General features: G+C 74.0%; 18 protein-coding genes. 10 read left to right on the top strand and 8 right to left on the bottom strand.

Features of this window, described 5'->3' with window-relative positions; genetic code table 11:
* The first annotated feature begins 59 nt into the window (after positions 1-59).
* Genes recC through ABEA04_RS20630 form a run of 4 tightly spaced genes read left to right on the top strand, consistent with a single transcriptional unit; the run spans position 60 to position 9455 of the window.
* Positions 60-3473 (top strand): exodeoxyribonuclease V subunit gamma, encoded by a 3414-nt coding sequence (gene recC / locus ABEA04_RS20645; RefSeq protein WP_345463368.1) that lies wholly within the window; start codon positions 60-62, stop codon positions 3471-3473.
* The gene (locus ABEA04_RS20640) at positions 3470-6877 is read left to right on the top strand and encodes a UvrD-helicase domain-containing protein (RefSeq protein WP_345463365.1); all 3408 of its coding nucleotides are present in this window, start codon (positions 3470-3472) and stop codon (positions 6875-6877) included. Before recC ends, ABEA04_RS20640 begins: the two co-directional genes overlap by 4 nt.
* Entirely contained in the window at positions 6874-8784 is a 1911-nt protein-coding gene (gene recD / locus ABEA04_RS20635; RefSeq protein ID WP_345463362.1) for an exodeoxyribonuclease V subunit alpha, read from the top strand. Before ABEA04_RS20640 ends, recD begins: the two co-directional genes overlap by 4 nt.
* A gap of 35 nt (positions 8785-8819) precedes the next feature.
* The gene (locus ABEA04_RS20630) at positions 8820-9455 is read left to right on the top strand and encodes an ACT domain-containing protein (RefSeq protein ID WP_345463359.1); all 636 of its coding nucleotides are present in this window, start codon (positions 8820-8822) and stop codon (positions 9453-9455) included.
* Positions 9456-9533: 78 nt separating this feature from the next.
* On the opposite strand, the gene ABEA04_RS20625 is transcribed toward ABEA04_RS20630, so the two are convergent.
* The gene (locus tag ABEA04_RS20625) at positions 9534-9977 is read right to left on the bottom strand and encodes a nitroreductase family deazaflavin-dependent oxidoreductase (protein WP_345463356.1); all 444 of its coding nucleotides are present in this window, start codon (positions 9975-9977) and stop codon (positions 9534-9536) included.
* 56 nt (positions 9978-10033) lie between these two features.
* Here ABEA04_RS20625 and ABEA04_RS20620 point away from each other — a divergent pair, with 56 nt between their 5' ends.
* On the top strand, positions 10034-10951 hold the full coding sequence (locus ABEA04_RS20620; protein WP_345463353.1) for a 1,4-dihydroxy-2-naphthoyl-CoA synthase: 918 nt from the start codon (positions 10034-10036) through the stop codon (positions 10949-10951).
* Positions 10952-11020: 69 nt separating this feature from the next.
* On the opposite strand, the gene ABEA04_RS20615 is transcribed toward ABEA04_RS20620, so the two are convergent.
* From ABEA04_RS20615 to ABEA04_RS20600, 4 genes are all read right to left on the bottom strand, one after another.
* The gene (locus ABEA04_RS20615; protein ID WP_345463349.1) at positions 11021-11944 is read right to left on the bottom strand and encodes a sugar phosphate isomerase/epimerase family protein; all 924 of its coding nucleotides are present in this window, start codon (positions 11942-11944) and stop codon (positions 11021-11023) included.
* A 293-nt stretch (positions 11945-12237) separates the two neighbouring features.
* Complete coding sequence (locus ABEA04_RS20610; RefSeq protein ID WP_345463346.1) at positions 12238-12849, bottom strand: TetR/AcrR family transcriptional regulator; 612 nt, start codon at positions 12847-12849, stop codon at positions 12238-12240.
* 178 nt (positions 12850-13027) lie between these two features.
* Positions 13028-13471: a ferritin-like domain-containing protein gene (locus tag ABEA04_RS20605; protein WP_345463343.1), complete on the bottom strand. Its 444-nt coding sequence runs from the start codon at positions 13469-13471 to the stop codon at positions 13028-13030.
* 105 nt (positions 13472-13576) lie between these two features.
* Positions 13577-14344 (bottom strand): SDR family oxidoreductase, encoded by a 768-nt coding sequence (locus tag ABEA04_RS20600; RefSeq protein ID WP_345463340.1) that lies wholly within the window; start codon positions 14342-14344, stop codon positions 13577-13579.
* Between the two features lie 101 nt (positions 14345-14445).
* On the opposite strand from ABEA04_RS20600, the gene ABEA04_RS20595 reads away from it, so the two are divergent.
* A complete protein-coding gene (locus ABEA04_RS20595) occupies positions 14446-15309 on the top strand; it encodes a helix-turn-helix transcriptional regulator (RefSeq protein ID WP_345463337.1) in 864 nt (287 codons plus the stop codon).
* Positions 15310-15361: 52 nt separating this feature from the next.
* On the opposite strand, the gene ABEA04_RS20590 is transcribed toward ABEA04_RS20595, so the two are convergent.
* The 3 genes from ABEA04_RS20590 to ABEA04_RS20580 form a co-directional block, all read right to left on the bottom strand.
* Positions 15362-16006: a hypothetical protein gene (locus ABEA04_RS20590; protein WP_345463334.1), complete on the bottom strand. Its 645-nt coding sequence runs from the start codon at positions 16004-16006 to the stop codon at positions 15362-15364.
* 134 nt (positions 16007-16140) lie between these two features.
* On the bottom strand, positions 16141-16431 hold the full coding sequence (locus ABEA04_RS20585; RefSeq protein ID WP_345463331.1) for a hypothetical protein: 291 nt from the start codon (positions 16429-16431) through the stop codon (positions 16141-16143).
* Between the two features lie 121 nt (positions 16432-16552).
* Positions 16553-21496 (bottom strand): 3-keto-alpha-glucoside-1,2-lyase-like domain-containing protein, encoded by a 4944-nt coding sequence (locus ABEA04_RS20580; protein ID WP_345463671.1) that lies wholly within the window; start codon positions 21494-21496, stop codon positions 16553-16555.
* Between the two features lie 237 nt (positions 21497-21733).
* Between ABEA04_RS20580 and ABEA04_RS20575 the strand changes: the two genes are divergently transcribed.
* Genes ABEA04_RS20575 through ABEA04_RS20560 form a run of 4 tightly spaced genes read left to right on the top strand, consistent with a single transcriptional unit; the run spans position 21734 to position 25523 of the window.
* Entirely contained in the window at positions 21734-23905 is a 2172-nt protein-coding gene (locus ABEA04_RS20575) for an MMPL family transporter (protein WP_345463328.1), read from the top strand.
* 7 nt (positions 23906-23912) lie between these two features.
* Positions 23913-24512 (top strand): hypothetical protein, encoded by a 600-nt coding sequence (locus ABEA04_RS20570; RefSeq protein WP_345463325.1) that lies wholly within the window; start codon positions 23913-23915, stop codon positions 24510-24512.
* Positions 24512-24898: a hypothetical protein gene (locus ABEA04_RS20565; RefSeq protein WP_345463322.1), complete on the top strand. Its 387-nt coding sequence runs from the start codon at positions 24512-24514 to the stop codon at positions 24896-24898. Before ABEA04_RS20570 ends, ABEA04_RS20565 begins: the two co-directional genes overlap by 1 nt.
* 7 nt (positions 24899-24905) lie before the next feature.
* Positions 24906-25523 (top strand): class I SAM-dependent methyltransferase, encoded by a 618-nt coding sequence (locus tag ABEA04_RS20560; protein WP_345463319.1) that lies wholly within the window; start codon positions 24906-24908, stop codon positions 25521-25523.
* Position 25524: the final 1 nt, after the last annotated feature.

Genomic DNA, 25524 nt, shown 5'->3' with positions numbered 1-25524 from the left:
TTGTGCGATCCGGCCCGGACCGGACCCGGTGTCGGACGCCGCCTCTAGGGTCGTCGCCGATGGCCCTCCACCTGCACCGCGCCCCGCGCACCGACCAGCTCGCCGACGCCCTCGGCGAGCTGCTCGCGGTGCCGCTGGCCGACCCCTTCGCCGAGGAGGTCGTGGTGGTGCCGGCGAAGGGGGTCGAGCGGTGGCTCACCCAGCGGCTCTCGCACCGGCTCGGCGTCGGCCCGCGCGGCGGGGACGGCGTGTGCGCGGGCGTGCGGTTCCTCACCCCCGGCTCGCTCGTGGCGCTGCTGCTCGACCGCGACCGCGACGACGTGTGGCACCCCGAGCGGCTGGTCTGGCCGCTGCTCGCCACCATCGACGCCTCGCTCGGCGAGCCGTGGTGCGAGGCGCTCTCGCGCCACCTCGGCCACGGCCACGACGACCCCGACGGCGCCGCGCTCCGGCGCGACCGGCGCTGGTCGGTGGCCCGGCGCCTCGCCGGGCTGATGGCCGACTACGCCACCCAGCGGCCGGGCCTGGTGACGGCCTGGCGTGAGGGCCACGACACCGACGGCACCGGCACCGGCACCGGCACCGGCCTGCCCGCCGACCTGGTCTGGCAGGCCGAGCTGTGGCGGCGCCTCGTCGCGCGGGTCGCCGACCAGCACGGCGCCGAGCCACCCGACGTCCGCCACCGCCGCACCGTCGAGCGTCTCCTCGCCGACGACCCCACCCTCGACCTCCCCGGCCGGCTCTCGCTCTTCGGCCACACCCGGCTCGCCGCCACCGAGGTCGAGCTGCTGCAGGCGCTCGCCTCCCACCGCGACGTCCACCTGTGGCTGCCGCAGCCGTCGGCCGCGCTGTGGACGGCGCTCGCCGACCTCCCGGGCCCGCCCGGGCCCGCCGGTCCGGTTCCGCGGGCCGACGACCGCTCGGCCGACGTCGTCGGGCACCCGCTGCTGGCCTCGCTGGGCCGCGACACCCGCGAGCTGCGGCGCTCGCTCGCCGTCCCGCTCACCGACCACGACGTCGTCCCGCCGGCGCCGCAGTCCGAGCCGGCGACGCTGCTCGGCCGGCTGCAGCACGACCTGCGCGCCAACCACGCGCCCACCGCCGCCGAGCGGGCCCACCGCACCCTCGCGCCCGACGACCGCAGCCTGCAGGTGCACGCCTGCCACGGCCCGGCCCGCCAGGTCGAGGTGCTGCGCGAGGTGCTGGTCGGCCTGCTGGATGACGACCCCACGCTGCAGCCCCGCGACATCCTCGTGATGTGCCCCGACATCGAGACCTTCGCGCCGCTGGTCTCGGCCGGGTTCGGCCTCGCCGACGTCGTCGAGGCCCGGCCGGGCGAGCGCGCCGACGCCGGCCACCCCGCGCACCGGCTGCGGGTGCGGCTCGCCGACCGTGCCCTCACCAGCACCAACCCGCTGCTCGCCGTCGCGCGTGACCTCGTCGGCCTGGCCGGCGGCCGGGTCGAGGCCTCGGCGGTGCTCGACCTCGCCGCGGCGCCGGCCGTGCGCCGCCGCTTCGGCTTCAGCGACGACGACCTCGACCGCGTCGCCCGGTGGGTGGCGCAGGCCGGCGTCCGCTGGGGGCTCGACGCCTCCCAGCGCGCCCGGTTCGACATGCAGCGCTTCGAGCACAACACCTGGCGCTCGGGCCTCGACCGCGTGCTGCTCGGCGTCGCCATGAGCGGTGACGACCACCGCCACCTCGGCCGCGGCCTGCCGCTCGACGACGTCGGCAGCGGCGACGTCGACCTCGCCGGGCGCCTCGCCGAGCTCGTCGACCGGGTCGCGGCCTGCGTCGAGAGCCTCGACGCCGCCGTCGACGTCGCGGCGTGGATGACGGCGCTGGCCGACGGCGTCCGCGCCCTCACCGAGGTCGGCACCGACGACGCCTGGCAGCTGCCGCAGCTCGAGCGCGAGCTGGCGCGGGCCTCGGCCACCGCGGGCGTCTCGGGGGAGGGCGAGGCGCCGGTCGCGCTGCGGCTGGCCGACGTCCGCTCGCTGCTCGACTCCCGGTTGGCGGGGCGCCCCACGCGCGCCAACTTCCGCACCGGCTCGCTCACCGTCGCCACGCTGGTGCCGATGCGCTCGGTGCCGCACCGGGTGGTGTGCCTGGTCGGCCTCGACGACGGCGTCTTCCCGCGCACGGTCGTCCCCGACGGCGACGACGTGCTCGCCCGCCACCCGCTCACCGGCGAGCGCGACGCCCGCAGCGAGGACCGCCAGCTGCTGCTCGACGCCCTCCTCGCGGCCACCGAGCGCGTGGTGGTCACCTACACCGGCGCCAACGAGCAGTCCGGCGCCACCCGGCCGCCCGCCGTCCCGTTGGGCGAGCTGCTCGACGCCGCCGACCGCACGCTCGCCGAACCCGTGCGCGACCACGTGCTGGTGCGTCACCCGCTGCAGCCCTACGACCCCCGCAACCTGCGCCCCGGGGCGCTGGTCGAGGCCGACCCGCGGCCGTTCAGCTTCGACCGCGCCGCGCTGGCCGGGGCCCGGGCCGCGGTCGCCGAGCGGGTGCCGCCCCCGCCGCTGCTCGAGGGCACGCTCTCCCCGGCGCCCGCCGCCGACGTCTCGCTCGCCGACCTCAAGGCGTTCTTCTCCCACCCCTCGCGCGCCTTCCTGCGGCAGCGGCTCGAGGTCGCCACGCCGCTCGAGCCCGACGAGCTCGACGACGCCATCCCGGTCGAGCTCGACGGCCTGCAGAAGTGGCAGGTGGGCGACCACCTCGTGCGCGAGCTGGTGGCCGGCGCCGACGCCGAGGCGGTGATGCTCGCCGAGCAGCTGAAGGGCACGCTGCCGCCCGGCCGGCTCGGCATCGGCGCGCTCACCGGCGTCGTCGAGGAGTGCCACAAGCTCATCGCCCGCACCGCCGACCTGCGCACGGGCGAGCCCCGTGCCATCGACGTCGACGTCGACCTGGGCGACGGACGCCGCCTCACCGGCACGGTCACCGGCGTCCACGGCAGCCGTCTGGTCACGCTCGGCTACTCGCGCCTCAAAGCCCGGCTGCGGCTGCTGACCTGGATCGACCTGCTCGCCCTCAGCGCCGGGCACCCCGACGAGAGCTTCACCTCCCACGCCGTGGGCCGCGAGCGGGCGGGCCCGAAGCGGGCGCTCAGTGGTCCGCTCGACCACCGCGCGCTCGACTGGCTGCGCACCCTGGTCGGCCTGCGCGACCTCGGCCTCACCCGCCCGCTGCCGCTGCCGGTCGCCACCGCCGCGGCCTGGGCCGAGGGCCGCGCCCGCCAGCTCGCCGGCGAGGGCGTCGATCCCGCGGTCACCGCCGCCCGCGAGTGGGTCACCGACCCCCACAACGCCTACGGCATCACCAACGAGGACGACGACCCGCACCACCAGCGGTGCTTCGGCGAGCACGCCCCGCTGTCCCGGCTGCTCGACGCCGGCCTGCCCGACCACGCCTGGCAGGTCTGGGAGCCGCTGCTCACCCGCGGCGAGAAGGTGGGACCGCTATGAGCACGAGCACCACGGACGCCGAGCTCGTCGACGGGCCGCTCGCGCCGTTCTCCGTCCGCGACCCGCTGCCCGAGCCGGGCACCACCACCCTGCTCGAGGCCAGCGCCGGCACCGGCAAGACCTGGACCATCGGCGCCCTTGTCACCCGCTGGGTCGCCGAGGGTCGCGCCACCCTCGACGAGATGCTCGTGGTCACCTTCGGCCGCGCCGCCAGCCACGAGCTGCGCGAGCGGGTGCGGGCGCAGCTGGTCGAGGCCGAGCGGCTGCTGGGCGGTGACGAGACGGCGTCCGCCGAGGGTTCCGAGCTGCTGGCCCTGCTGCTCGAGGACGACGACGGCGGCCCGCTCGCCGACGCCGACCGCGCCGTGCGCCACCGCCGCGTGGCCGACGCCCTCGCCGGCTTCGACGGCGCCACCATCGCCACCACCCACCAGTTCTGCTCCCTGGTGCTCGACTCCCTCGGGGTGGCGGGCGACACCGACGCCAAGGCCCGGCTCGTCGAGGACCTCGACGACCTCGTGGCCGAGGTGGTCGACGACCTCTACCTGCGCGCGTTCGCCTTCGCCGCCGACGACGCCCCGCCCCCGTTCGCCCACGCCGAGGCGCTGGCCATCGCCCGCGACGCCGTCGGCGACCCGCGCGCCCGCCTCGAGCCGGCCGGCGCCGACCGCACCACCCCCGCCGGACGCCGCGTCGCGTTCGCCGAGAAGGTGCGGGCCGAGGTCGACGTGCGCAAGCGGCGGCTCGGCATCCTGTCCTACGACGACCTGCTCATCCAGCTCGCCGACGCGCTGGAGGACCCCGACTCCCCGGCGCGGGTGCGCATGCGCGAGCGGTGGCGCATCGTGCTGGTCGACGAGTTCCAGGACACCGACCCGACGCAGTGGCAGGTGCTCGACCGCGCGTTCAGCGGCGTCGCCACGATGGTGCTGATCGGCGACCCCAAGCAGGCCATCTACGCCTTCCGCGGCGGTGACGTCGTCACCTACCTCACCGCGGGCGCGGGCGCCCGGCAGCAGACCCTCGCGGTCAACCGCCGCTCCGACGCCGGGCTGCTGACCGCCTTCCAAGAGCTGCTGGCCGGCGCCGAGCTCGGCGACGAGCGCATCGTGGTGCGGCCGGTCACCGCCCACCACGCCGAGAGCCGGCTGCGCGGCGCCCCCGTCGCGGCGCCGCTGCGGCTGCGGGTCGTGCGCCGCGCCGACCTCGGCGTCCGACCGTCCGCGATGCCGACGGTGAAGCAGACGCGGCCGTGGATCGCCCGCGACCTCGCCCTCGACGTCCGTCGCCTGCTCGCCTCCGACGCCACCTTCGAGGGCCGGCCGCTCGTGCCCCGCGACGTCGCCGTCATCTGCTACCGCCACCAGGACCTCGCCGACGCCCAGGCCGCCCTGCACGAGGTCGGGGTGCCGGCCGTCATCGCCGGCGGCGGCAGCGTCTTCGCCACGCCCGCCGCGGTCGAGTGGCTGACGCTCCTCGAGGCGCTCGAGCAGCCCCACCGCGCACCGCGGGTCCGCGGGGCCGCGCTCACCTGCTTCGTCGGGCTCACCGCCCGCGAGCTCGACGAGGGCGGCGACCGCGTCACCGACGACGTCGCCGAGACGCTGCGCCGCTGGGTCGACCTCGTCGCCCGGCGCGGGGTGGCCGCCGTCCTCGAGGCGGCCGGTGCCGCGGGCCTGACCGAGCGGGTGCTCGCCGAGGTGGGCGGCGACCGCCGGCTCACCGACCTGCGCCACGTGGGCGAGGCGCTGCACGAGGTCGCCCAGAACGAGCGGCTCGGCCTGGTCTCGCTGCTGGGCTGGCTGCGCACCCAGGTGCGCGAGGGCCGGGCGCGGCGCACCAGCGAGCGCACCCGTCGGCTCGACTCCGACGCCGCGGCCGTGCAGCTGGTCACGATCCACGCCAGCAAGGGGCTGGAGTACCCGGTCGTCTACCTGCCCTCGCTCGCCGACCGCTACGTCGGCGCGCCGACGCGGCCGCTGTTCCACGACGCCGACGGCGTCCGCTGCCGCAACGTCGGTGCCGGTGGGGAGGGGTGGGCCGACCACTGCGCGCGCAACGCCGCCGAGGAGGCCGGCGAGTGGCTGCGGCTGCTCTACGTGGCCATCACCCGCGCCCAGTCGCAGGTGGTGTGCTGGTGGGCGCCCACCAAGAACGCCGCCCCGTCGCCGCTGCACCGGCTGCTCATGCGCGAGCCCGGCAGCCCGGCGGTGCCCGAGGCGCCGGCCGTGCCCTCCGACGCCGACCTGGGCCCGCGCTTCGCCGCCTGGCGCGACCGCGGCGGACCCCGGCCGGAGATCTGGGACGAGATCCCGCTCGCCCCGGGCGCCGTGGTCGAGCCGGTGGGCGAGCTGTCGGTGCGCGCCTTCGGCCGCGAGGTCGACACCGCCTGGCGCCGCACCTCCTACTCGGCCCTCAGCGCCGTCGAGGTCGCCGGGCCGGCCGACGTCGGGAGCGAGCCCGAGGTGCAGGCCAAGGACGACGAGCCCGACGGCGCCGACGAGGCCGTGGCCGCCGGCTCTGCCCTCCCGGACGACGGCGCCGGGGTGGTCGACGTCCCCTCGCCGATGGCGTCGCTGCCGGTGGGCGCGACCTTCGGCTCGCTCGTGCACGCCGTCCTCGAGCACGCCGACCCCCACGCACCCGACCTGCGCGCCGAGCTGGCGCGCCACGTGGCCGAGCAGCTGACGTGGTGGCCGGTCGATCTCGACCCCGACGTGCTCGTCGAGGCGCTGGTCGCGGTGTGCGACACGCCGCTCGGCCCGGCGGCCGACGACGTCACGCTGCGCGACCTCGGGCTGCGCGACCGGCTGCGCGAGCTCGACTTCGAGCTGCCGCTGGCCGGTGGCGATCTCGCCGGCCATCCCGGCGCCGGCTCGGCGCGGCTCGGCGACCTCGCCCCGCTGCTGCGGGCCCACCTGCCCGACGACGACCCGGTGCGTGGCTACGCCGACGCGCTCGACGTCCCCGCGCTCGGTGACCAGCCGCTGCTCGGCTACCTGACGGGCTCGGTCGACGTCGTGCTGCGGCTGCGGCCCGACGGTCCCGAGGGCGACCCGCGCTACCTGGTCGTCGACTACAAGACCAATTGGCTCGGCCCGCGCGAGACGCCGCTGACCGCGCTGGCCTACCGGCCCGAGGCGCTGGACGCCGCGATGGGCCACTCCGACTACCCGTTGCAGGCGCTGCTGTACGCCGTGGTGCTGCACCGGTTCCTGCGCTGGCGCCAGCCCGGCTACGACCCCGCGCGCCACGTCGGCGGCGTCCTCTACCTCTACCTGCGCGGGCTGTGCGGGCCCGCGACGCCCGTGGTCGACGGGCGGCCGTGCGGGGTGTTCTCGTGGCACCCGCCGGTGGCGCTGCTCGAGGCCGTCTCCGACCTGCTCGACGGAGGTGCCCGATGAGCCTCACCCCCGGACCGGTGCTCGAGCCGTGGCCCGACCTCGACCGCCGCCTCGCCCGACGTGCCGAGGGACTGCTCGCCGACTTCAACACCGCAGGCGTGCTCGAGGCGGCCGACGTCCACGTGGCGCAGCGGGTCGGGCGGCTCGGCGACGAGTCCGACCCACGGGTGCTGCTCGCCGTGGCGCTGGCCGTGCGCGGCGTCCGCTCGGGCTCGGTGTGCGTCGACCTCGACGCCGTGCCCGACCTCGCTCCCGACGCCGACCTGCCCTGGCCCGACGCCGCGCAGTGGCGCACGGCCGTCGCCGGCTCCCGGCTGGTCGAGGCGGGCGTGCTGCGGTGGGACGCCCCGCTGCTCTACCTCGACCGCTACCACCGCCTCGAGGTGCAGGTGGCCGACGACCTCGCCGCGCGGGTCGCCGCCGCGCCGCCCGAGGTCGACGAGGCGGCGCTCGCCTCCGCGCTCGCCCTCGTGCAGGGCGCCCACTTCAGCCCGGAGCAGCAGACGGCCGCCGAGCGCGCCGTGCGGCAGTCCACCACCGTGCTCACCGGCGGTCCGGGCACCGGCAAGACCACCACGGTCGCCCGGCTGCTGGTGCTGCTCGCCGCCCAGGCACGGGCGCGCGGTCAGCGGCCCACGGTCGCGCTGGCCGCCTTCACCGGCAAGGCGGTGACCCGCCTGAACGAGGCGGTGGCCACCGAGCTCGCCCGGATGCTCAGCGCCGACGAGGAGGACGACCACGCCCGGCGTCTCGCCCCCGCCGAGCTGGCCGACTTCACCGACCTGGTCGACCGCGCCAGCCACCCCGACGCCCTCACCCTGCACCGGCTCCTCGGCTGGCGGCCCGACAACAGCACGCGCTTCCGCCACGACCGCGGCAACCGGCTCAAGTACGACGTGGTGGTCGTCGACGAGAGCTCGATGGTCGAGCTGACCCTCGTGGCCCGGTTGCTCGAGTCGCTGCGCCCCACCACCCGCCTGGTCCTCGTCGGCGACCCCGGTCAGCTGACGTCGGTCGGCGCGGGCGCGGTGCTCGGCGACGTCGTCCGCGGCTTCGAGGCCCCGGGGGCCGGGCTGTCGGGCTCCGGGCCGTCGGGTTCCGGGCCGTCGGGCCCGGTGGCCTCGCTGGTCGTGAACCACCGCTCCGAGCAGGACATCCAGGCCCTGGCCGAGGCCGTGCGCGCCGGCGACGCCGACGAGGCGGTGCGGCTGCTGCGGCGAGGCGGCCCCGAGGTCGACTTCGTGGAGGCCGACCAGCCCGACGTGGCCGAGAAGGCGCTGCGCGACGACCTGGTCGACACCGCGATCGCGGTGCGCGAGCACGCCCTCGCCGGCCGGGCCACCGAGGCCATCGAGAGGCTCGACCAGCACCGGCTGCTGTGCGCCCACCGCGAGGGACCGTTCGGCGTCCGGCACTGGAACCGGCTCGTCGAGCGGTGGCTGGCCGAGCGCACCGGGCAGCCGGTCACCGGCGAGTGGTACGTCGGCCGCCCGCTGCTGATCACCGGCAACGACTACGCGCTCGACGTCTACAACGGCGAGACCGGGGTGGCCGTGGCCGACGCCGACGGTCGGCTGCGCGCCTGGGTCTCGGGGTCGGCGTCCCTGCGCGACCTCGCCCCGGCCCGCCTCGACGCCGTCGAGACGATGCACGCGATGACGATCCACAAGAGCCAGGGCAGCCAGGCGCAGCGCGTCACCGTGCTGCTGCCCGAGGAGGCGTCGCGGCTGCTGACCCGCGAGCTGCTCTACACCGCCATCACCCGTGCCGAGAAGCACGTGCGGGTGGTGGGCACCGAGGCCGCGGTGCGGGCCGCCGTCCAGCGGCGCGCGCAGCGGGCGACCGGCCTCGCCGAGCGCCTGCGAGAGCTCACGGCCGGGCCCGGTCAATCCCCCGAGACGGTGTAACGGCGGCGACATCGCCTGCGGTTAGGGTTTCGGCCGTGCCGTACCTGCTGCGCGTCGAGCTGCCCGACGTCCCGGGCTCCCTGGGCCGGTTGGCGACCGCGATCGGCCAGGCGGGCGGCGACATCGAGGCCATCGAGATCGTCGAGAAGCGGCACGACGGCACCGCCCTCGACGACGTGCTGCTGCACATGGGGCCCGGCGTCATGCCCGACTCCGTGGTCTCGGCGTGCACCCAGCTGGACGGCGTCACGGTCGTCTGGATCAGCCGCTACGCCTCGGGCGGCGTCGTGCTCGACCTCGAGGCCGTCGAGGAGCTGACCGCCGACCCGGCCGTCGCCCTCGACCGGCTCGTCGAGCTGACCCCGGCCACCTTCCGCGTCGACTGGGGTGCCCGCCTGCACCGCGCCCACGGCGTCGGCCACGCCACCGGCGCGGCGCCGTCCGAGCTGCGGTTCGTCGAGCTCGAGCGCGCCACCCGCCTCGACCCCGCCGAGCTCGAGGGCGACGGCGACGACGGCGAGACCCTCTACGCCGGCGCGCGCATCGACGGCAACGAGGTGGTCGTCGTCGCGCGCCGCGGCGGACCGGAGTTCCTCGACTCCGAGATCGCCCGCCTCGGCCACCTCGTCAGCCTGGCCCGCTCGATCTCCCGCGACTCCCGCCGCGACTGAGGCGGTAGTCCCTGACGATGTGGTCGTGATCTCGGCGACTTCACGACCATGTCGTCAGGGACTATCCGCCACGGCGGCTCAGACGCGCTCGAGCAGGAAGACCGGGATCTCGCGGTCGGTGTTCTCCTGGTACTCCGCGTACGGCGGGTAGACGGCGACGGCGCGCTCCCACCACGCGGCCCGCTCCTCGCCCTCGGCGATGCGGGCGCGGTAGGTGTGCGGCTCGGGCCCGTCCTGCAGGTCGACCTCGGGGTGGGCCACGAAGTTGTGGTACCAGACCGGGTGCTCGGGCGCGCCGCCCTTCGAGGCCACCGCGGCGTAGACGCCGTCGTGCTCGACGCGCATCACCGGGTTCTTGCGCAGCTTGCCGCTCCTCACCCCGCGTGAGGTGATCACCACGATGGGCCAGTCGGGGTGGTCGGGCAGGGTGTTGGCCTCGCGGCCACCGGTGGCCTCGTAGGTCTCGACCTGGTTGCGCACCCATTCCGAGGGGCTGGGCTCGTACTCGCCTTCGAGTGTCATGCCGCCACAACAGCACGGTCGTGGTGGTGTGTTCCACACCCGCTAGCGTGCGAGCCATGAGCGCGATCGAGGGAGTCAGCGAGACCTTCGACCCCGACGCCTGGGACGACGTCCCCGGCTTCGACGACCTCACCGACCTGACCTACCACCGGGCCCGCGCGCACGGCACGGTGCGCATCGCCTTCGACCGGCCCGACGTGCTCAACGCGTTCCGCCCGCACACCGTCGACGAGCTGCTGCGCGTGCTCGAGCACGCGCGGACGTCGTCCGACGTGGGCTGCGTGCTGCTCACCGGCAACGGCCCGAGCGCGGCGAACGGCAAGCGGTCGTTCTGCTCCGGCGGCGACCAGCGCATCCGCGGCCGCACCGGCTACCAGTACGCCGAGGGCGAGACGGGCGAGACCGTCGACAAGGCACGCCTCGGCCGCCTGCACATCCTGGAGTGCCAGCGGCTGATCCGGTTCATGCCGAAGGTGGTCATCGCCGTCGTCCCGGGCTGGACCGCCGGAGGCGGTCACAGCCTGCACGTCGTCTGCGACCTGACGATCGCCAGCGCCGAGGAGGCGCGCTTCAAGCAGACCGACGCCGACGTCGGCTCCTTCGACGGCGGCTACGGCTCGGCCTACCTCGCCCGCCAGGTCGGCCAGAAGGTCGCACGGGAGATCTTCTTCCTCGGCCAGACCTACACCGCCGACGACGGCGTCCGCATGGGCACGGTCAACGTCGCCGTCCCGCACGCCGAGCTCGAGGCCACCGCGCTCGAGTGGGGCCGGCTGGTCAACGGCAAGTCGCCCACCGCCGTCCGCATGCTCAAGTACGCCTTCAACCTGCCGGACGACGGCCTGGTCGGTCAGCAGCTCTTCGCCGGCGAGACCACCCGTCTGGCCTACATGACCGACGAGGCCGCCGAGGGCCGCGACCAGTTCCTCGACAAGCGCGAGCCCGACTGGTCGCCGTTCCCCTGGTACTACTGAGCCGACCGGCGAGAGGCAGCGCCGCGGCCGGCGCTGCCTCTCGTGGTGGGACGTCTGGTCCGGCAGCCGCTACCAGCGCAGGTTCCGCAGGAACCGGAACCCCCGGCGGGCGGTGCGCAGGGCGTCGGTACCGGCGTCGTCGCGCTCGATGATGAACTCGGTCTGTGCGGTGTCCTTCTTGGCCGCGAAGATGCGGGCGAAGTCGATGATGCCCGCGCCCGGGTCGGTGAAGGTGTACTCGCCCTGGTCGGAGGGAGGCGAGACCAGCGACATGTCCTTGACGTGGAACTGGGTGACGCGGTCCTGCTCCAGCGCGACGATGCGAGCGGGGTCGTTGTGGCCGTACCAGGCCCAGTAGATGTCGATCTCGAAGTTCACGTAGCGGGGGTCGGTCTCGGCGAACAGGATGTCGGAGCCCGTCAGCGGCGTGCCCTCGACGGGAGCGAACTCCCAGAAGTGGTTGTGCAGCCCGAACTTGAGCCCGTTGCGGTGCGCCATGAGGCCCGCCTCGTTGACGAGCTCGGCCAGGCGCAGCCACTCGTCCTTGGTCTCGATGAACACCGGACCGGTCACCGGGTCGAATCCCTTCAGGCCGGGCGCCGACCAGTTGACGGTCTTCTGGCCCAGCGTGTTCGCGTCGTCGAGCACCCGCCGCCAGGCGTTGCGGTTCAACGGGTCGCTGGGCGGGGTGTTGTGGCCCGAGGTGCTGCGCAGGCCGTGACGGTTGAGGGCGGCCCGGAACTGCCGGGCGGTCATCCCCTCGGGGATCCCGGCGTGCTCGACGCGGGTGAAGCCGATCTCGGCCAGGGCCTCGAGGGTGCCGTCGAGGTCGGTGGCCGTCAACGCGGACAGCGTGTACAGCTGGATGCTGATGTGGCGCGGGTCGATCTTGCGCTTCCCGGGCGCCGCCTGCGCCGGGCTGGCCGAGGCCCCCGCGCCGACCAGGCCCGCACCGGCCACACCGACGGCGCCGGCCGCGCCCGTGCCGAGCATGCGTCGACGGCTGATGGCGGCGGACTGCGATGGGAGCGGAACTCCCGGGAGAGTGCACATGACGGATCCTTCGTGAGGTCGATGATCCGCAGGTCGGCGACCCACGGGGCTGTCGCACCTGGCAGGCCGCGCCCGCTGTTCACCTCGACGAGGACTTACCAGGTGGATAGCGGAACGCTACTGACGCGCGCGCCCGGGCGGGCGGGATCCGCCGAACTGGTCCCCGATCGACCCGGACCGACCGGACGGCCGGCGCACGGCGTGCCATGACAAGCCCGCGGGGCACCGAGGGATCAGGGCTCGAGGAGCCGGCGCAGCATGGCGTCCATCGCGTCGGCGGCGGGGAAGAGGGCGTCGTTGAGCCACTGCAGCTGCAGGCCGTCGAGTCCGGCCACCATCCACGCGGCGGCCTGGTCCAGGTCGACGTCCGCCGGGATCTGGCCCCGCTCCTGCAACGGGGCGAGGAAGCCCCGCATGAAGGCACGGGCACTGCGACTGCGCTGCCGGAAGTGGGAGCTGAGCGGATGCCTGGGGTCGGAGGCGCTGCTGCTCAAGGTGAGCAACAGGCGGATCAGGGCCGGCTCGTCCCGGTGGCGGTCGATGAGGGCCACGCATCGATCGACCAGGTCGTCGAGGGAGCGCACCGGTGGCTGGGACTCGAACCACGACCGGGTGTCCAGGTCCCAGCGGTGCAGGACCTCGACCAGCAGCTCGTCCTTGCTGTCGAAGTGGTGCAGCAGACCGGCATGCGTCATCCCGATGCGCCGGGCGATGGCCCGCAGGGACGTGCCGTAGTACCCGTCGGCGAGGAACAGCTCGAGGGCCGACTGCACGATCTCCCGCCGCCGGGCGGCCGTCGAGGCGTGCACCCGCTTGGCAGAGACCTCGTCGGGCTGATTGGTCACCACGGTCGACCTCCGCGCCAGCACGTCAGACCACCGCGCCCGGGGCCGTCACCGCACACTACGTGGTCGGCGAGCGCCCAGGGTCAGGGCTGCGGGCGGGCCGAGTCGCCCGGACCGCGCCGAGACGCAGAGACCCCGCCCCACCCGAGATGTGGGTGGGACGGGGTCTCAGGCGGGCTCAGGCGACGGTGCCGAGCGCCTTGACCTCGTCGCGAGCGGCGACGACGGCGGTGTGCTGACGCTGGACGACCTCGCGGAAGCCGGCGCTCAGGTCCATCTTCAGGGCGTCCTCGTACTCCTTGACGGCGTGGTCCTCACCCGTCGCGGCGGCCTTGAGGACGGCGTCGGAGTCGTCGCCGGTGAGGGCGTCCTTGAGCGAGATCCAACCGCGGTGCAGGGCCGCGGCGACCGAGCCGCTCTTGTCGACGTCGTCGCCGTACTCGTGGCCGAGCTCGACGATCTCGCGGCGGTAGCCGGCGCGCTGGTCGGCGAGGCGCTGCATGGTCGTGGCCCACTCGGGGTGGTCGCTGTCGCGCAGCTTCTCGGCGGCGTCGGTGAAGCCCTTCTCGCCGTCCTTGAGGGTCTCGACCAGCTCCTTGGCGGCCTTGGCGTCGTCGCTCATGCAGATCTCCTTCGATCAGGTGGGTGTCCACGCACCATGGCCGAGTCGACACCGGCGGTGGCTCACCCGTGCGCGTGTGCCCCGGCCGTCGGTCGGCGCCGGACCTCAGCGCTGCCGGCTCGGCCGAACGATGATCTCGTTGACGTCGACGGTCGCGGGCTGGTCGACGGCGTAGGCGACCGCGTCGGCGATGGCCGAGGCCGGGACGGCGGCCGCCCGGTAGGTGCGCATCGCCTCGATCGCGCCCTCGTCGGTGATGTGGTCGGCCAGCTCGGACTCGGTGACCCCCGGGCAGACGGTGGTGACCCGGATGCTGCCGGGGGACTCGATGCGCAGACCCTCGGTGAGGGCCCAGGCGGCGTGCTTGGTGGCGGAGTAGATCGCCGAGGTGGCCGGCACCTCGTGCGCGCCCACCGACGCCATCGTCACGACGTGCCCGCCGCCCTGGCGCTCGAAGTGGGGGAGCGCGGCGGCGATGCCGTGGTAGAGCCCGCGCACGTTGACGTCGAGCATCCGGTCCCACTGCTCGACGAGCAGGGCGTCGAGCCGCGAGAGCAGCATGACGCCGGCGTTGCCGACGTAGACGTCGAGACGGCCGTGCTCGGCGACGACGCCGTCGACCGCGGCCACGAACGCCGCGTGGTCGGTGACGTCGAGGGTCAGGGCCTCGGCGGAGAGCCCCCGGTTGGTCAGCCCGTTCACGACCTGGTCGAGCCGGTCGGCCCGCCGGGCGGCGAGGACGACGTGGTGGCCGGCCTCGGCGAGACGGCGTCCGGTGGCGGCGCCGATGCCGCTGCTCGCCCCGGTGACGAGCACGACCTTGCGCGGCCGGTCGGTGGTGGGGTCGGTGGTCGGGTGGATGTCCTGGGTCATGCCGTCCACCGTGGCGGCCGTCGTCCGTGCGAGGCAGGCCGCCTCGGTCCTGGTAGTCGCACACCCAGGCTCGCGGGCCGGCACGCTCCTAGGCTGGTGGCGTGTCCGAGAACCTCCTCGGCGAGTTCCTGCGCTCGCGCCGCTCACGGGTGACGCCGGAGCAGGCCGGGCTGCCGACCTACGGGCAGCGCCGCGTGCCGGGGCTGCGGCGCGAGGAGGTCGCCACGCTCGCCGGCGTCAGCATCGACTACTACGTGCGGCTCGAGCAGGGGCGCGAGCGTCGTCCCTCGGCCCAGGTGGTCGACGCGCTCGCCACCGTCCTGCAGCTGGACGACGACGCCCGCGACCACCTGGCTGAGCTGGCCGGCGTCGGGGGCCGCCCGCGGGCGGTGCCGAGCGAGCGGGTCGCGCCCGAGCTGTTGTCGCTGATGGACACGTGGTCGGCCAACCCGGCGCTCGTCCTCGGCCGGGCCTATGACGTGCTGGCGGTCAACCGGCTCGGCGCCGCACTGTTTGCCCCGGTCGAGGACGGCGCGGGCGTCGGCGCCAACCTGGTGCGCACGGTCTTCCTCGACCCCGCGGCCCGTCAGCTCTACGCCGAGTGGGACCGCGTCGCCGAGGCGACGGTCGCCGGGCTGCGCACGCTGCGCGGCCAGTTCCCGCACGACCCACGGATCACCGAGGTCGTCGCCGAGGTGGGCGCGGGATCGCCCGAGTTCGACGCACTGTGGCAGCGCCAGGACGTCGGCCCCAAGCGGGCGGCGGTGAAGCGGTTCCGTCACCCCGAGGTCGGCGACCTCGCCCTGCGCATGCACGTCTTCGACGTCCGCGTCGCGCCTGGCCAGGAGCTCGTCGTCTACGCCGCCGAGCCCGGCTCGCCGGACGCCGAGGCGCTGCGCCTGCTGGGCCTGCTCGGCTCGCTCGCCCCGAGCGGCTCGGGTGCTGCGGGTCGCGGAACGCCCTGACGAGGCTCCCGCTCGACCTCGAACGGGGACGCCTGAGCGGACCGGTGGGCGGTCAGAACGAGTAACCGAGCTCGTCGATCATCGGCGCGAACAGCTCGCCGACCCGCTGGCGTCCGCCGGCGTCGTACAGGTCACGGTAGGGGACGCGTCCGGGGCGGATGCCGCTCTTGGCGCGTGGGAGGTCGGGGGAGCCAGGAAGGCCGAGGTGTTGCCAGACCTCGGTGAGGTCGTGCTCGAGGGACTCGTAGCGGACGACGCGGTCGACCGCGACCCGGCCGTCGATGTGCCAGATCGCATGGTTCTGCGCGGCGAGGTTGGCGACCTCCGGGCGTTCGAGGAACTCCTCGAACGAGTAGGAGCCCGTGCGGCGGTTGACCCAGTAGTAGAGCGAGACGACCGCGTCCCACGGGTTGCGCTCGATCGCGAACCGGTAGTAGCCCTCGAACGTCTCGCGACCGACGCCACGTCGGCATCGCCGCGCGCCGCTGTGCTCGTGGAGCGACACCGTGAGCGGGGGTGCAGAGTTGTTCTGCCGGCCGAGCCCGCCTGCCTGGCGACGCAGCTCCTCGTCGGGGCGCGGCAGCTGCGTGATGACGTCGTCCGGCCCGCACGAGCGCGAGAGGGCGATCTCGACACTGGAGCCCGCGGTCTTCTTCGTCTTCAGGAAGACGTAGCGGTGCCGATGGCTGATGATCACGTGACCCCCTCGGCACAGCTGGTGATCGGACGGCGCGGCGTGCTTCGACCCCGATGTCCGGCCCATTCTGGTCGACGCCCTCCTGGTCGGCCCTCGATCGCCCAGGCGCCGCCGCGGTCGGCGGCCCTGCCCGCCTACCCGAGGGCGCTGAACCCGCCGCCGGAGCCCGGGGTGCCCCGCCGTCCCACCACCAGGCAGCCGATGACCACGACCAGCAGGCCACCGACCGCGAGGACGGCGGCGAGCACCGTGGGCAGGCCGTCGAGCAGCAGGCCGGCGCCGGCCGCGACCAGGCCGACGGCGACGACGGCGAGCCACGGGACCAGCCCGCGCCCGGGCCGACCGGAGACGTCGGAGGTCGGGCCGTGGTCGAGGTTCGCGGTCGGCTCGAGCGGACGTCGTCCGGGCGAGGGAGGCGTGCTCATCGGCCGAGGGTAGGCGGTCTCGGGCGGCCACGGACCCGATCGGGGACCCGCGCCCGAAAAAGGCCGACGGCCACCCACCGCGCTCGCGGTGGGTGGCCGTCGGGACGGGCCTAGCCCCGGATCACCGGGTGAGGTTCACCTGGACCTGCTTGGTCGCACCGCCGGGGAGGCGGAAGACCAGGACCGACTTGACCGAGGCCTTCGACTTCAGCTGCTGACGCGCCGTGTTGTTCAGCGTGATCGTCAGCGTCTTGGTCTGGCCCTTCTTCATCGAGAAGGAGGCCTGGCCGAGCGTCTTGCCGCCGGGCAGCCGCAGGACGGCGGTTCCCTTGCAGTCGGCGGTGGCGCAACGCACCGAGATGGTGGCCTTGGTGCGCTTGGGGTTGGCGTCGACCCGCTTGCCGACGGTCGAGACCGACGGCTTCGGCGCGGCGACGACCTGGATGGTGCCGGTGCCGCTGCTGGCCTGGTGGGCCGCGTCGCCGGCGTAGCGGGCGGCGAGGCGCACGGTGCCCGCACCCTTGAACGGACCGACCGTGACGGTGGCCGTGCCGTTCGTGAGCTGCGCGGGAGCCAGGGCCTTGCCGTTGACCGACACGACGAGCTCGCCGGTCGGGGCCTCGGTGGCGTCGGAGTCGACGGCCACCGTGACCTTCGAGGTCTGGCCGACCTGGATCTTCGCCGGGGAGGCACTGACCGCGACCGTCGACGCGACGGGCTCGGGCTCCTCCTCGACGACGGTCAGCGAGCCGCTGCCCGTGGCCGTGTCGTGGGCGATGTCGCCGTCGTAGGACGCCGTCATCTCGACGGTCCCGGCCTCGGTGAACGGACCGACCGGGACGGTGGCCGTGCCGTTCTCGAGCTGCACCGGGGCGAGGTCGGTGCCGTCGACCGACAGCGTGACCTCACCGGTCGGGGTCTCCTGGGCGGCGGAGTCGACGGTGATCTCGACCTCCGCGCTCTCGCCGACCGTCACCTCGGCCGGCGTCGGGGTCACCGTCACCGTCGGGGTCACGTTCTCGGGGTCGGCGAGCTCCTTGACCTGCACGTCGCGGTAGCGGACGTTCTCGTTGCCACCGTGGTTCTGCAGGCCGATGTAGGACGGCCAGGTCAGGCGCCGGGTCTCGCTGGCCGGGCTGGTGAAGTCGTTCACCAGCTGGTCGTTGAGGTAGATCCGGATGCGCTTGCCCTCGACGCGGATCTCGTAGTGGTTCCACTGGCCCACCGGGTTCAGCGCCGCGTCGCGGGCGGTGAGGTTGGCCGACTGGAAGTTGTAGACCGCGCCGGTGGTGCTGTCGGGGTCGTCGGTGGCGTCGATCTGGATCTCGTAGCCGTTGTCGACGGCCACCCACGGGTCACCGGCCGGGTTGGGCTGGTCACCGGGGTTGCGAGGACTGGTCTCCGGGTTCGGGAACCCGACGAACACGCCGCCGTTGTCGTCGCGGTCGAGGCGCCAGTCCAGCTGCAGCGAGTAGTCGCCCTCGAGCGGGTCGGTGTGCCAGAGCAGACCGAGGCCACCGTGGGTCATAAGCTCGCAGTCGGCCTCGCGGGTGAAGAAGCCCGGACCGGCGTGGTGCCAGTCCTCGAGGCTGGCCGCGGTGCCGTCGTACAGCATCCGGTAGCCGGGGTCGGCCTCGACGGGCTCGCAGGTGTCGGGCGCGACGACGGGGTCGTTGCCGACCTTGAACCAGTCGAACAGGCCCAGCTGGCTGCCGGTGCCGTTGTAGGCGGCGACGCCGATCTTCGGGTCGACCAGGCCGGCGCTCGGGTAGCCCGAGCCCATCGACTGCCAGGTGGCGCCCTGGTCGGTCGACCACAGGCCCCTGACCTCGGTGCCGGTCGAGACCAGCTTCAGCTGCAGGTTGGCGGGCGCGGTGCCGCCGGGCAGGTCGGCGTTCTTGTAGACCATGTCGCCGTTGACGCGCCGTCCGAGCTCGAGCACCCAGTTGCCCTCGGGCCGCTGCATCGCGACGAGCTTGGCGTAGTTGCTGGCGTTGGTCCACGCGACCAGACCACCCTGCAGGTAGTCGTCCTTGCCGGTCATCGTGAGCTGGGTCGAGGCCTCCCACGTGCCGTCGGCGGGCGCCGGCTGCAGGATCATGTTCTTGGCGTCGACCGCGCCACCGGAGAGGTCGCCGGACTGGGCGTTGATCCGCAGCTGGCCGTTGGCCACCGCGACGCCGCTCGCCGTCGGGTTGAGGATGGTGCTCCAGCGGCAGGTGTCGAGCGAGGTGCCGTCGAACTCGTCGTCCGCACCGGGCACCTGACCCGGGGCGCACGCCTCGCGGGCGCCGAGGTCGAGGTAGTCGATGTTGACGTTGCCGTTGTCACCGGCCACGCGACGGATGGAGACGACGTTCAGCCCCTCGGCGAGCTCGAGCTGCTCGCTGAGCGTGCCCCAGTCCTTCCAGGTCGCCATCGGCGGGAACGCGATCTTCTTGGCGAAGACGTCGTTGACGTAGACCGACATCTGCTTGGTCTGGTTCGGGTTCGGGTTGGGGCCGTTGGCGTAGCCGATCTTGACGTTGTGCGTGCCGGCGGCGGCCGCCGTGACGTCGAAGGTCACCGCGGTGTTGTCGTTCTCGAACCCGCCCACGTAACCGGTGCCGCTGTAGCCGGCGTGCTCGGTCTGCACGCGGTTGCCGGTGCCGCTGACGGTGCCGTCCTCGGCCTCGACGCGACCGGCGGTCGGGTCGGTGACCTGCAGGTAGTCGAGGTTGACGTTGCCGTCGTCCCCCTCCTCCATGACCAGGCGCACGGTCGTGGTGCCCGCGGGCAGCGCGACCTTCGGGAACGTGATGCTGCCCCAGGTCTTCCAGTCGGTCGTCGAGGGCAGCGTGATCTGCTGCTTGACGCCGCCGACGTACATGCTCAGCTTCTTGGGGCCGGCGAACGGGTTGGGTCCGTTGGCGTACCCGAGCTTGAGGTCGTAGTTTCCGGCCTTGCTCGTGATGACGTCGACCGCGGTGCCCGCGCCGACGCTCTGGATGCCGTCGACGAAGCCGGTGCCGCTGTAGCCGGCGTGCTCGGTGTCGATGCCCGCGGTGCCGAAGAGCTCACCGTCCTCGAGCTCGTAGAGGCCGTTCAGGGCCGGCTCCGGGTCGGGAGCGACGTAGCCCGGGTAGTTGTTCAGCGTGTACCAGGCCTCGGTGCTCCACAGGGTCTCGCCGTCGACGTTGTCGAACGGACGCGGCGAGCGCAGGTGGACGACGCGGTCCTCCTTGAGGCCGGCGATCTGCAGCTCGACGCTCAGGCCGTCGGCCGAGGGGGTCGCGCTGGTGACCTCGAGGGACTCCTCGTCGATCTTCGGGCCGCCGTACTGCGCGGTGGGCCGGTAGCGCCACTGCTCGACCTGGTACTTGCTGGCGAGGTCCTGCAGCGTCGCGGGGGAGACCGGCTCGGTGTAGGTGATCTTGAAGCCACCCTCGATGACCTCCATCGACTTCATGTCGAAGGGGACGGCGCCGTTGAGGCTCAGCTTCTGCAGGCCGTAGCGCAGCTTGCCGTTCTGGCCCCAGTTGCCGCCGTTGCCGATGCCGCCGATGTAGAGGTCGCCGTTCTCGGGGTCGCGCAGCACGCGGCTGACACCGGCCTCGAGGCCCTGGGTCATGCGGAACAGCGCGCCCTGGTACTCACCCTCGACCTTGTCGAGGTAGCCGCGCTGCAGGCCGCCGTAGGTGACGTCGCCGATGAGCAGCTGGTCCTTGTAGGGACCCTCCTCGACCCACATCGGGGTGCTGGGGGAGTTGGCGATCTCGTTCTGCGGCATCCACATGATCGGCTTGGTGACCGGCTGGTCGTCGAAGCGACCGCGCGAGCCGTCGGGCTCGGTGGTGAAGTGGTTGAAGAACCGGCCGGGCTTGATCTCGACGAGCTTGTTGGCCGGGAGCCAGCCGCCCTGGTTGTCGGTCACGAAGATCTCGCCGTTGGGGCCCTCGCCCATGCCGTGCGGGGTGCGCAGGCCGCCGGCGACGAACTCGATCTTGCCGGTGTCCTTCTCGATGGTGACGTGCGTGCCGCGGTCGTAGGAGCCCTGGGGCACCGTGGTCGCGCCACCGAGGTTGATCGAGACCGACAGGTTCAGGTGGAACTTGCCGTCGCGGTAGAGCATGCCGAAGGCGAACTCGTGGAAGTTCGTGTCGGTCGGCAGCGTGGCGATGACCTGGCGGCCCTGGAAGACCCCGCTCGCGTTCGGCTGGGTCAGCTTGGTCAGCTGCTGCTTCTCCGAGACGTAGATGTCACCGTCGACGACCTTGATGCCCTGCGGCTCCTTGAGCCCGTTGGCGATCAGGGTGCGGGTGACGTCGGCCGGGCCCGTGGCGTCCTTGACGCCCGACAGGCGCCAGACCTCGCCGAGCGCGACGTTGCCCTGGTCATTGTTGTTGCCGCCCCAGGTGAGGACGAGCAGGTCGTCGCCCATCCACTCCAGGCCGGTCACCTTGGGCTCGAAGCCCGAGGGACGCAGGTTGGTGAGGTCGTAGGCAGGGTTGACGCCGGCGAGCTGGAGACCGTCGCCGGCCGAGTCGTCCTGGCCCTCGCACTGCTTGAAGCCGGGCGCGGTCACGCGGGTGACGCCGGCCTCGGTGCTGAGCACGGTGTTGGGCACGAGGGTGAAGCCGGCGTCGCCGGGCTTCTTCCACGCGAGCGTGAGCTGCTGGCCGTTGGTGGCCTCGAAGAAGTCGATCCGCAGCGGCACCACGGTGCCGGCGGTGAGGGCGATGGTGCCCTCCTTCGCGGTGGCGCCGTGCAGGCCGTCGTGGTCGACGACGACCTGGTTGTTGACCTTCAGGCGCGAGCCGTCGTCGCTGGTGAGGCGGAAGGTGTAGGTGCCGGTGGTCGGCACGGACAGGTTGGCGAGCGCCTCGACGACGAAGTTGTCCTCGAGCCCGCCGAAGTCGGAGGCCTCGTCCCAGTCGATGCTCTGCTTGAGCTGGTCGACGTTCGGGGTCTGGCCCGACTTCAGGGTGCAGAGCTTGTCGATGCCCTGGCCCAGCTGGTAGACGCGCATGGTGACGCCGGCCTCGTCGCCCGACGGGGGCGCGGCGGCGGCGACGCCACCCAGCACGCCCAACGTGAGCGCGCCTGCGAGCGCCACGGCGAGCGGGCCGCGACGCGTGCTGCGCCGCGGGTGACCCGCACGCAGCTGTTGTGTGGAACCTGACACGGACTGACCTCCGGAGGAAGGGAGCGCCACACCCCTCGGTGGGCGTGACCGTGGTCACTGTAGGAACATCTGCCGCCTGTTGGCCACCTTTTCTCCGTGAATCACGCAAAAGTAGGGTCTGGTCTAGAGTTCGCTCCCGTGCTCGAGCGGCTCGGCCGGTCCGTCTGGCGCCGCCGCGTGGTCGTCGTGGCGGCGTGGCTGCTGCTCGTGGCCGTGGGGGCCGTGCTCGGCGGTTCGGTCTTCGACCGCGCCGCCACCCCCGGCCCGCGCGAGGGCGTCGAGTCGACCGAGGTCGAGCAGCGCCTCGACGCGCTCGACCCCGAGGGCGAGCAGGTCGTCGCCGTCCTGCGGGGGGACGACGCCCTCTCGATCGCCATCGTCAACGCCGCCAGCGACGTGCTGCAGCAGCTGCGCACCCTGCCCGGGGTCGCCGAGCTGCGCGACCCCTACACGACCGGTGCCAGCGAGCTCGTGGCCGCCGACGGGCAGGGCGTCGTCGTCCAGGTCGAGCTCGACCCGACGCTGAGCGACGACGAGGCGCTCGAGGTGGCCGAGGAGGTCACGGCGCGACTGCGCAGCATCCCCTTCCCCGAGGTGCTGGTGGGCGGGCAGCTGCTGGCCGAGCGGGCCTTCGCCGACCAGGCCGTCGCCGACGCCGCCCGCGGCGAGGGCGTCGCCGTCGTGGTGCTGCTGCTCGTGCTCGTCGTGGTGCTCGGCGGCTGGCTGGCCGGCGCCGTCCCCGTGCTCACCGCCCTCGGCACCGTCGCCGCCTCGCTGCTCGCGCTGACCGGGCTCGCCTCGCTCACCGACGTGAGCGAGTACGCCGTCAACGTGGTCACGCTGCTCGGGCTCGGCCTGTGCGTCGACTACAGCCTGCTGGTGCTCTCACGCTTCCGGCACGAGCGCGAGACCGGAGGGCCCAAGGGCGGCCCGGCCGACCCGGCCGACGCGCTCGCCGCGACCATGGCCACCGCGGGGCGCACGGTGCTCGTCTCGGGACTCACCGTCGGCGCCACGCTGACCGCCCTGCTGGTGCTCGGCGACCCCGTGCTGACCGGCATGGCCGTGGGCGGCGTGGTCGCCGTCGCGCTCGCCACGGCGGCCGGCCTCACTCTCGCGCCGGCGCTCATCGCGCTCGGGCACCGCCACGTGCCCGCGCCGGGCGAGGGCCGCTTCCTGGCCCGCCGACGTCCGCCCGAGCAGACGCTGCTGGCCCGGCTGGCGCGCGCCGCCCAGGCCCGGCCGTGGCTCGCGCTGGCCGGCTCGACCGCCGTCCTGCTCGCCCTGGCCGCGCCGCTGCTCGCGCTCGACGTCGGCAACTCCGACGCCCGCTCCCTGCCGCGCGACAACGAGGCCCGGCTGACCTACGAGGCGGTGCAGGAGACCTACCCCGACCTGCGCACGACGCCCCTCACGGTGCTCACCGACCCGCCCCCCGGCGACCCCCGCGTCACCGCGCTCGTGCAGCAGGTGCTCGCGCTCGACGACGTGGACGACGTGCTCGTGCTCGACCCGCTGCCCGACGGCTCCACCCAGCTGCAGGTCGAGCCCGTGGGGGCCACCGACGGCCCGGCGGCGCAGCGGCTCGTGGGCGAGCTGCGCGAGCTCGACCTCGGCGTCCCGGTGCTCGTGGGCGGGCCCGCCGCCGAGCTCGTCGACGCCAAGGACGCCACCGGCGCCCGGCTGCCGCTCGCGGTGGGCCTCGTCGTGCTCGTCACCGGGCTGCTGCTGCTCGTGCTCACCGGCTCGCTGGTCGTGGCGGTGAAGGCGCTGCTGCTGAACCTGCTCTCGCTGGCGGCCACGCTGGGCGTCGTCGTGGCGGTCTTCCAGTGGGGCTGGGGCTCCTCGCTGCTCGGCTTCGACCCGTGGGGCGCGCTCGACATCACCACGCCGCTGCTGCTGTTCGTCTTCGCCTTCGGCCTCTCGATGGACTACCACGTCTTCCTCGTCGCTCGGATCAAGGAGGCGTGGGACCACCCCGCGCGCGGCAAGGGCGCGCCCCGCCCCGGCAGCCGCGAGGCCAACGACCGGGCCGTGCTGACCGGCATCACGGCGTCCGGGCCGGTGGTGACGCTGGCCGCGCTGGCCATCTCGATCGTCTTCCTCGGCTTCGCCGCCGGGCGGCTGGTGGCGGTCAAGGAGATCGGCGTGGGCATGACCGTCGCGATCCTGATCGACGTCACGATCGTGCGCGGGCTGCTGCTGCCGGCCACCATGACCCTGCTCGGCGAGCGCAACTGGTGGCGGCCGGGCCGGGGGGCCACCGCGTCCCGGCGTACCGCCGGTGCGGCGTCGTCGCGTCGGTCATAGTGGGGCCATGGAGCTGACCGGGCCCGACCGGGGACCGCACACCGCCAGGGGCTGGCTGCCCTGGGCGGTGGTGGGCGCCGTCCTGCTGGTGCTGGCCGGGGTCGCGGTGGTGACGCTGTTCGTCGCCGGGCCGGGCGACGCGGCCGACGCCGACTCGGTCGAGGACGTCGCCGACCTCGCCGTCGACGCGGCCGAGGACCTCGACGTCGCCGCCGGCATCGACCTGCTGTGCGAGCTGCCCATGGATCTCTACCGGATGTCGCTCGAGACGCTCATCGACGAGGGGCGCGAGGAGGCCGGCACCGAGGACCCCGACGTCACCTACGCCGTCAGCGACGTCTCCGACGGGCCGACCGGCTCGTTCCTGGTCGAGATCAGCAGCGACGAGGAGGGCCTGACCGACCGCGGCACCAGCCTGCGGGTCTTCGTCGAGCAGCGCGACGGCCGCTCGTGCATCGTCGGGGTCGGCGAGCCCGACGCCGAGCGGCCGCGGGTCGAGGTGGCCGGTGACGGCTACGGGCGGGTGAGGTCGCCGGACGTCGCGCCGAGCGGATCGGGCTCCGGGTCGGGCTCCGGGTCGGGCTCCGGGTCGGGCGAGAGCCGGTGATGCCGTTCAAGGTGATGGCGGCGGTGCTGCTGATGATCACCGGCGCGACGACCTTCCTGTTCCTCGGGGGCACCGGCATCGACGGGGTGGCGGCGGCGACCTTCCTGTTCGAGAACGGCGCGGTGCTCTACGGCATCGGCGTGGTGTGGATCGTCGCGGCCCCGGTGCCGCTGCTGGTGGCGGCGCTGTTCGCCGGCCGCACGCCCGGGCCGTGGGTCGTGGTGGTGACGGTGCACCTGGCCGTGCTGCTGGTGCTGCTGCTGCGGCTGCGCGCCTACCTCTCGGGCACCGCGTTCTTGGGCTGGGGCTGCTTCGCGGTGCTCGGCCTGCTCTCGATCCTGGCCGTGACGCTCGACCGGCCGCGACCGTCACCGGCCGTCCGCTGACCGCCCGGTGAGCGACCTCTGGCGCCGGGTGGCGCGGGCCGAGTCCGGGGACGACTACGCCGAGGCCTACGAGCAGCGGTTCCGCCGTGCGGCCGCCGAGGGCGCCGACGTCCACGGTGAGGCGGCGTTCGTGAGTGCGCTGGCGCCGCCGCCCGCCCGGGTGCTCGACGCCGGCTGCGGCACCGGCCGGGTGGCGCGGCGGCTCGCCGCCCTCGGCCACCCGGTGGTCGGGGTCGACGACGACGCGGCCATGGTCGAGGTGGCCCGGCGCGAGAGCCCCGGGCTGACCTGGCACGTCGCCGACGTCGCGACGCTCGACCTCGACGGGCCGGCGTTCGACGTCGTCGTGCTGGCCGGCAACGTGGTGCCGTTCCTGGCGCCCGGCTCGCTGCCCACCACGCTCGGGCGGCTCGCGACGTACCTGGTGGACGGCGGCCTGCTGGTCGCCGGGTTCGGCACCGACGCCGCGCACGTGCCCGACGGGTGCCCGCCCGGCTCCGACGAGGACTACGCCGCCGCGGCCCGCGCGGTCGGGCTCGTCGAGCGGGCCCGGCACGGCACGTGGGACGGCGGGGCGCACGACCCGGCGTCCGGCTACGTCGTCCGGGTGCACGCCCGCGGCTGAT

This window comes from Nocardioides marinquilinus (assembly GCF_039543705.1).
GTDB lineage: Bacteria > Actinomycetota > Actinomycetes > Propionibacteriales > Nocardioidaceae > Nocardioides > Nocardioides marinquilinus.
The sequence above is the reverse complement of the archived record's forward strand: the minus strand, read 5'-3'. Positions and strand labels throughout refer to the sequence as shown.

Excerpts from the sequence above, each read along its gene's own strand:
- recC (WP_345463368.1), top strand. The coding sequence starts at position 60 with ATGGCCCTCCACCTGCACCGCGCCCCGCGCACCGACCAGCTCGCCGAC.
- ABEA04_RS20640 (WP_345463365.1), top strand. The coding sequence starts at position 3,470 with ATGAGCACGAGCACCACGGACGCCGAGCTCGTCGACGGGCCGCTCGCG.
- recD (WP_345463362.1), top strand. The coding sequence starts at position 6,874 with ATGAGCCTCACCCCCGGACCGGTGCTCGAGCCGTGGCCCGACCTCGAC.
- ABEA04_RS20625 (WP_345463356.1), bottom strand. The coding sequence starts at position 9,977 with ATGACACTCGAAGGCGAGTACGAGCCCAGCCCCTCGGAATGGGTGCGC.
- ABEA04_RS20620 (WP_345463353.1), top strand. The coding sequence starts at position 10,034 with ATGAGCGCGATCGAGGGAGTCAGCGAGACCTTCGACCCCGACGCCTGG.
- ABEA04_RS20615 (WP_345463349.1), bottom strand. The coding sequence starts at position 11,944 with ATGCTCGGCACGGGCGCGGCCGGCGCCGTCGGTGTGGCCGGTGCGGGC.
- ABEA04_RS20605 (WP_345463343.1), bottom strand. The coding sequence starts at position 13,471 with ATGAGCGACGACGCCAAGGCCGCCAAGGAGCTGGTCGAGACCCTCAAG.
- ABEA04_RS20600 (WP_345463340.1), bottom strand. The coding sequence starts at position 14,344 with ATGACCCAGGACATCCACCCGACCACCGACCCCACCACCGACCGGCCG.
- ABEA04_RS20585 (WP_345463331.1), bottom strand. The coding sequence starts at position 16,431 with ATGAGCACGCCTCCCTCGCCCGGACGACGTCCGCTCGAGCCGACCGCG.
- ABEA04_RS20570 (WP_345463325.1), top strand. The coding sequence starts at position 23,913 with ATGGAGCTGACCGGGCCCGACCGGGGACCGCACACCGCCAGGGGCTGG.
- ABEA04_RS20565 (WP_345463322.1), top strand. The coding sequence starts at position 24,512 with ATGCCGTTCAAGGTGATGGCGGCGGTGCTGCTGATGATCACCGGCGCG.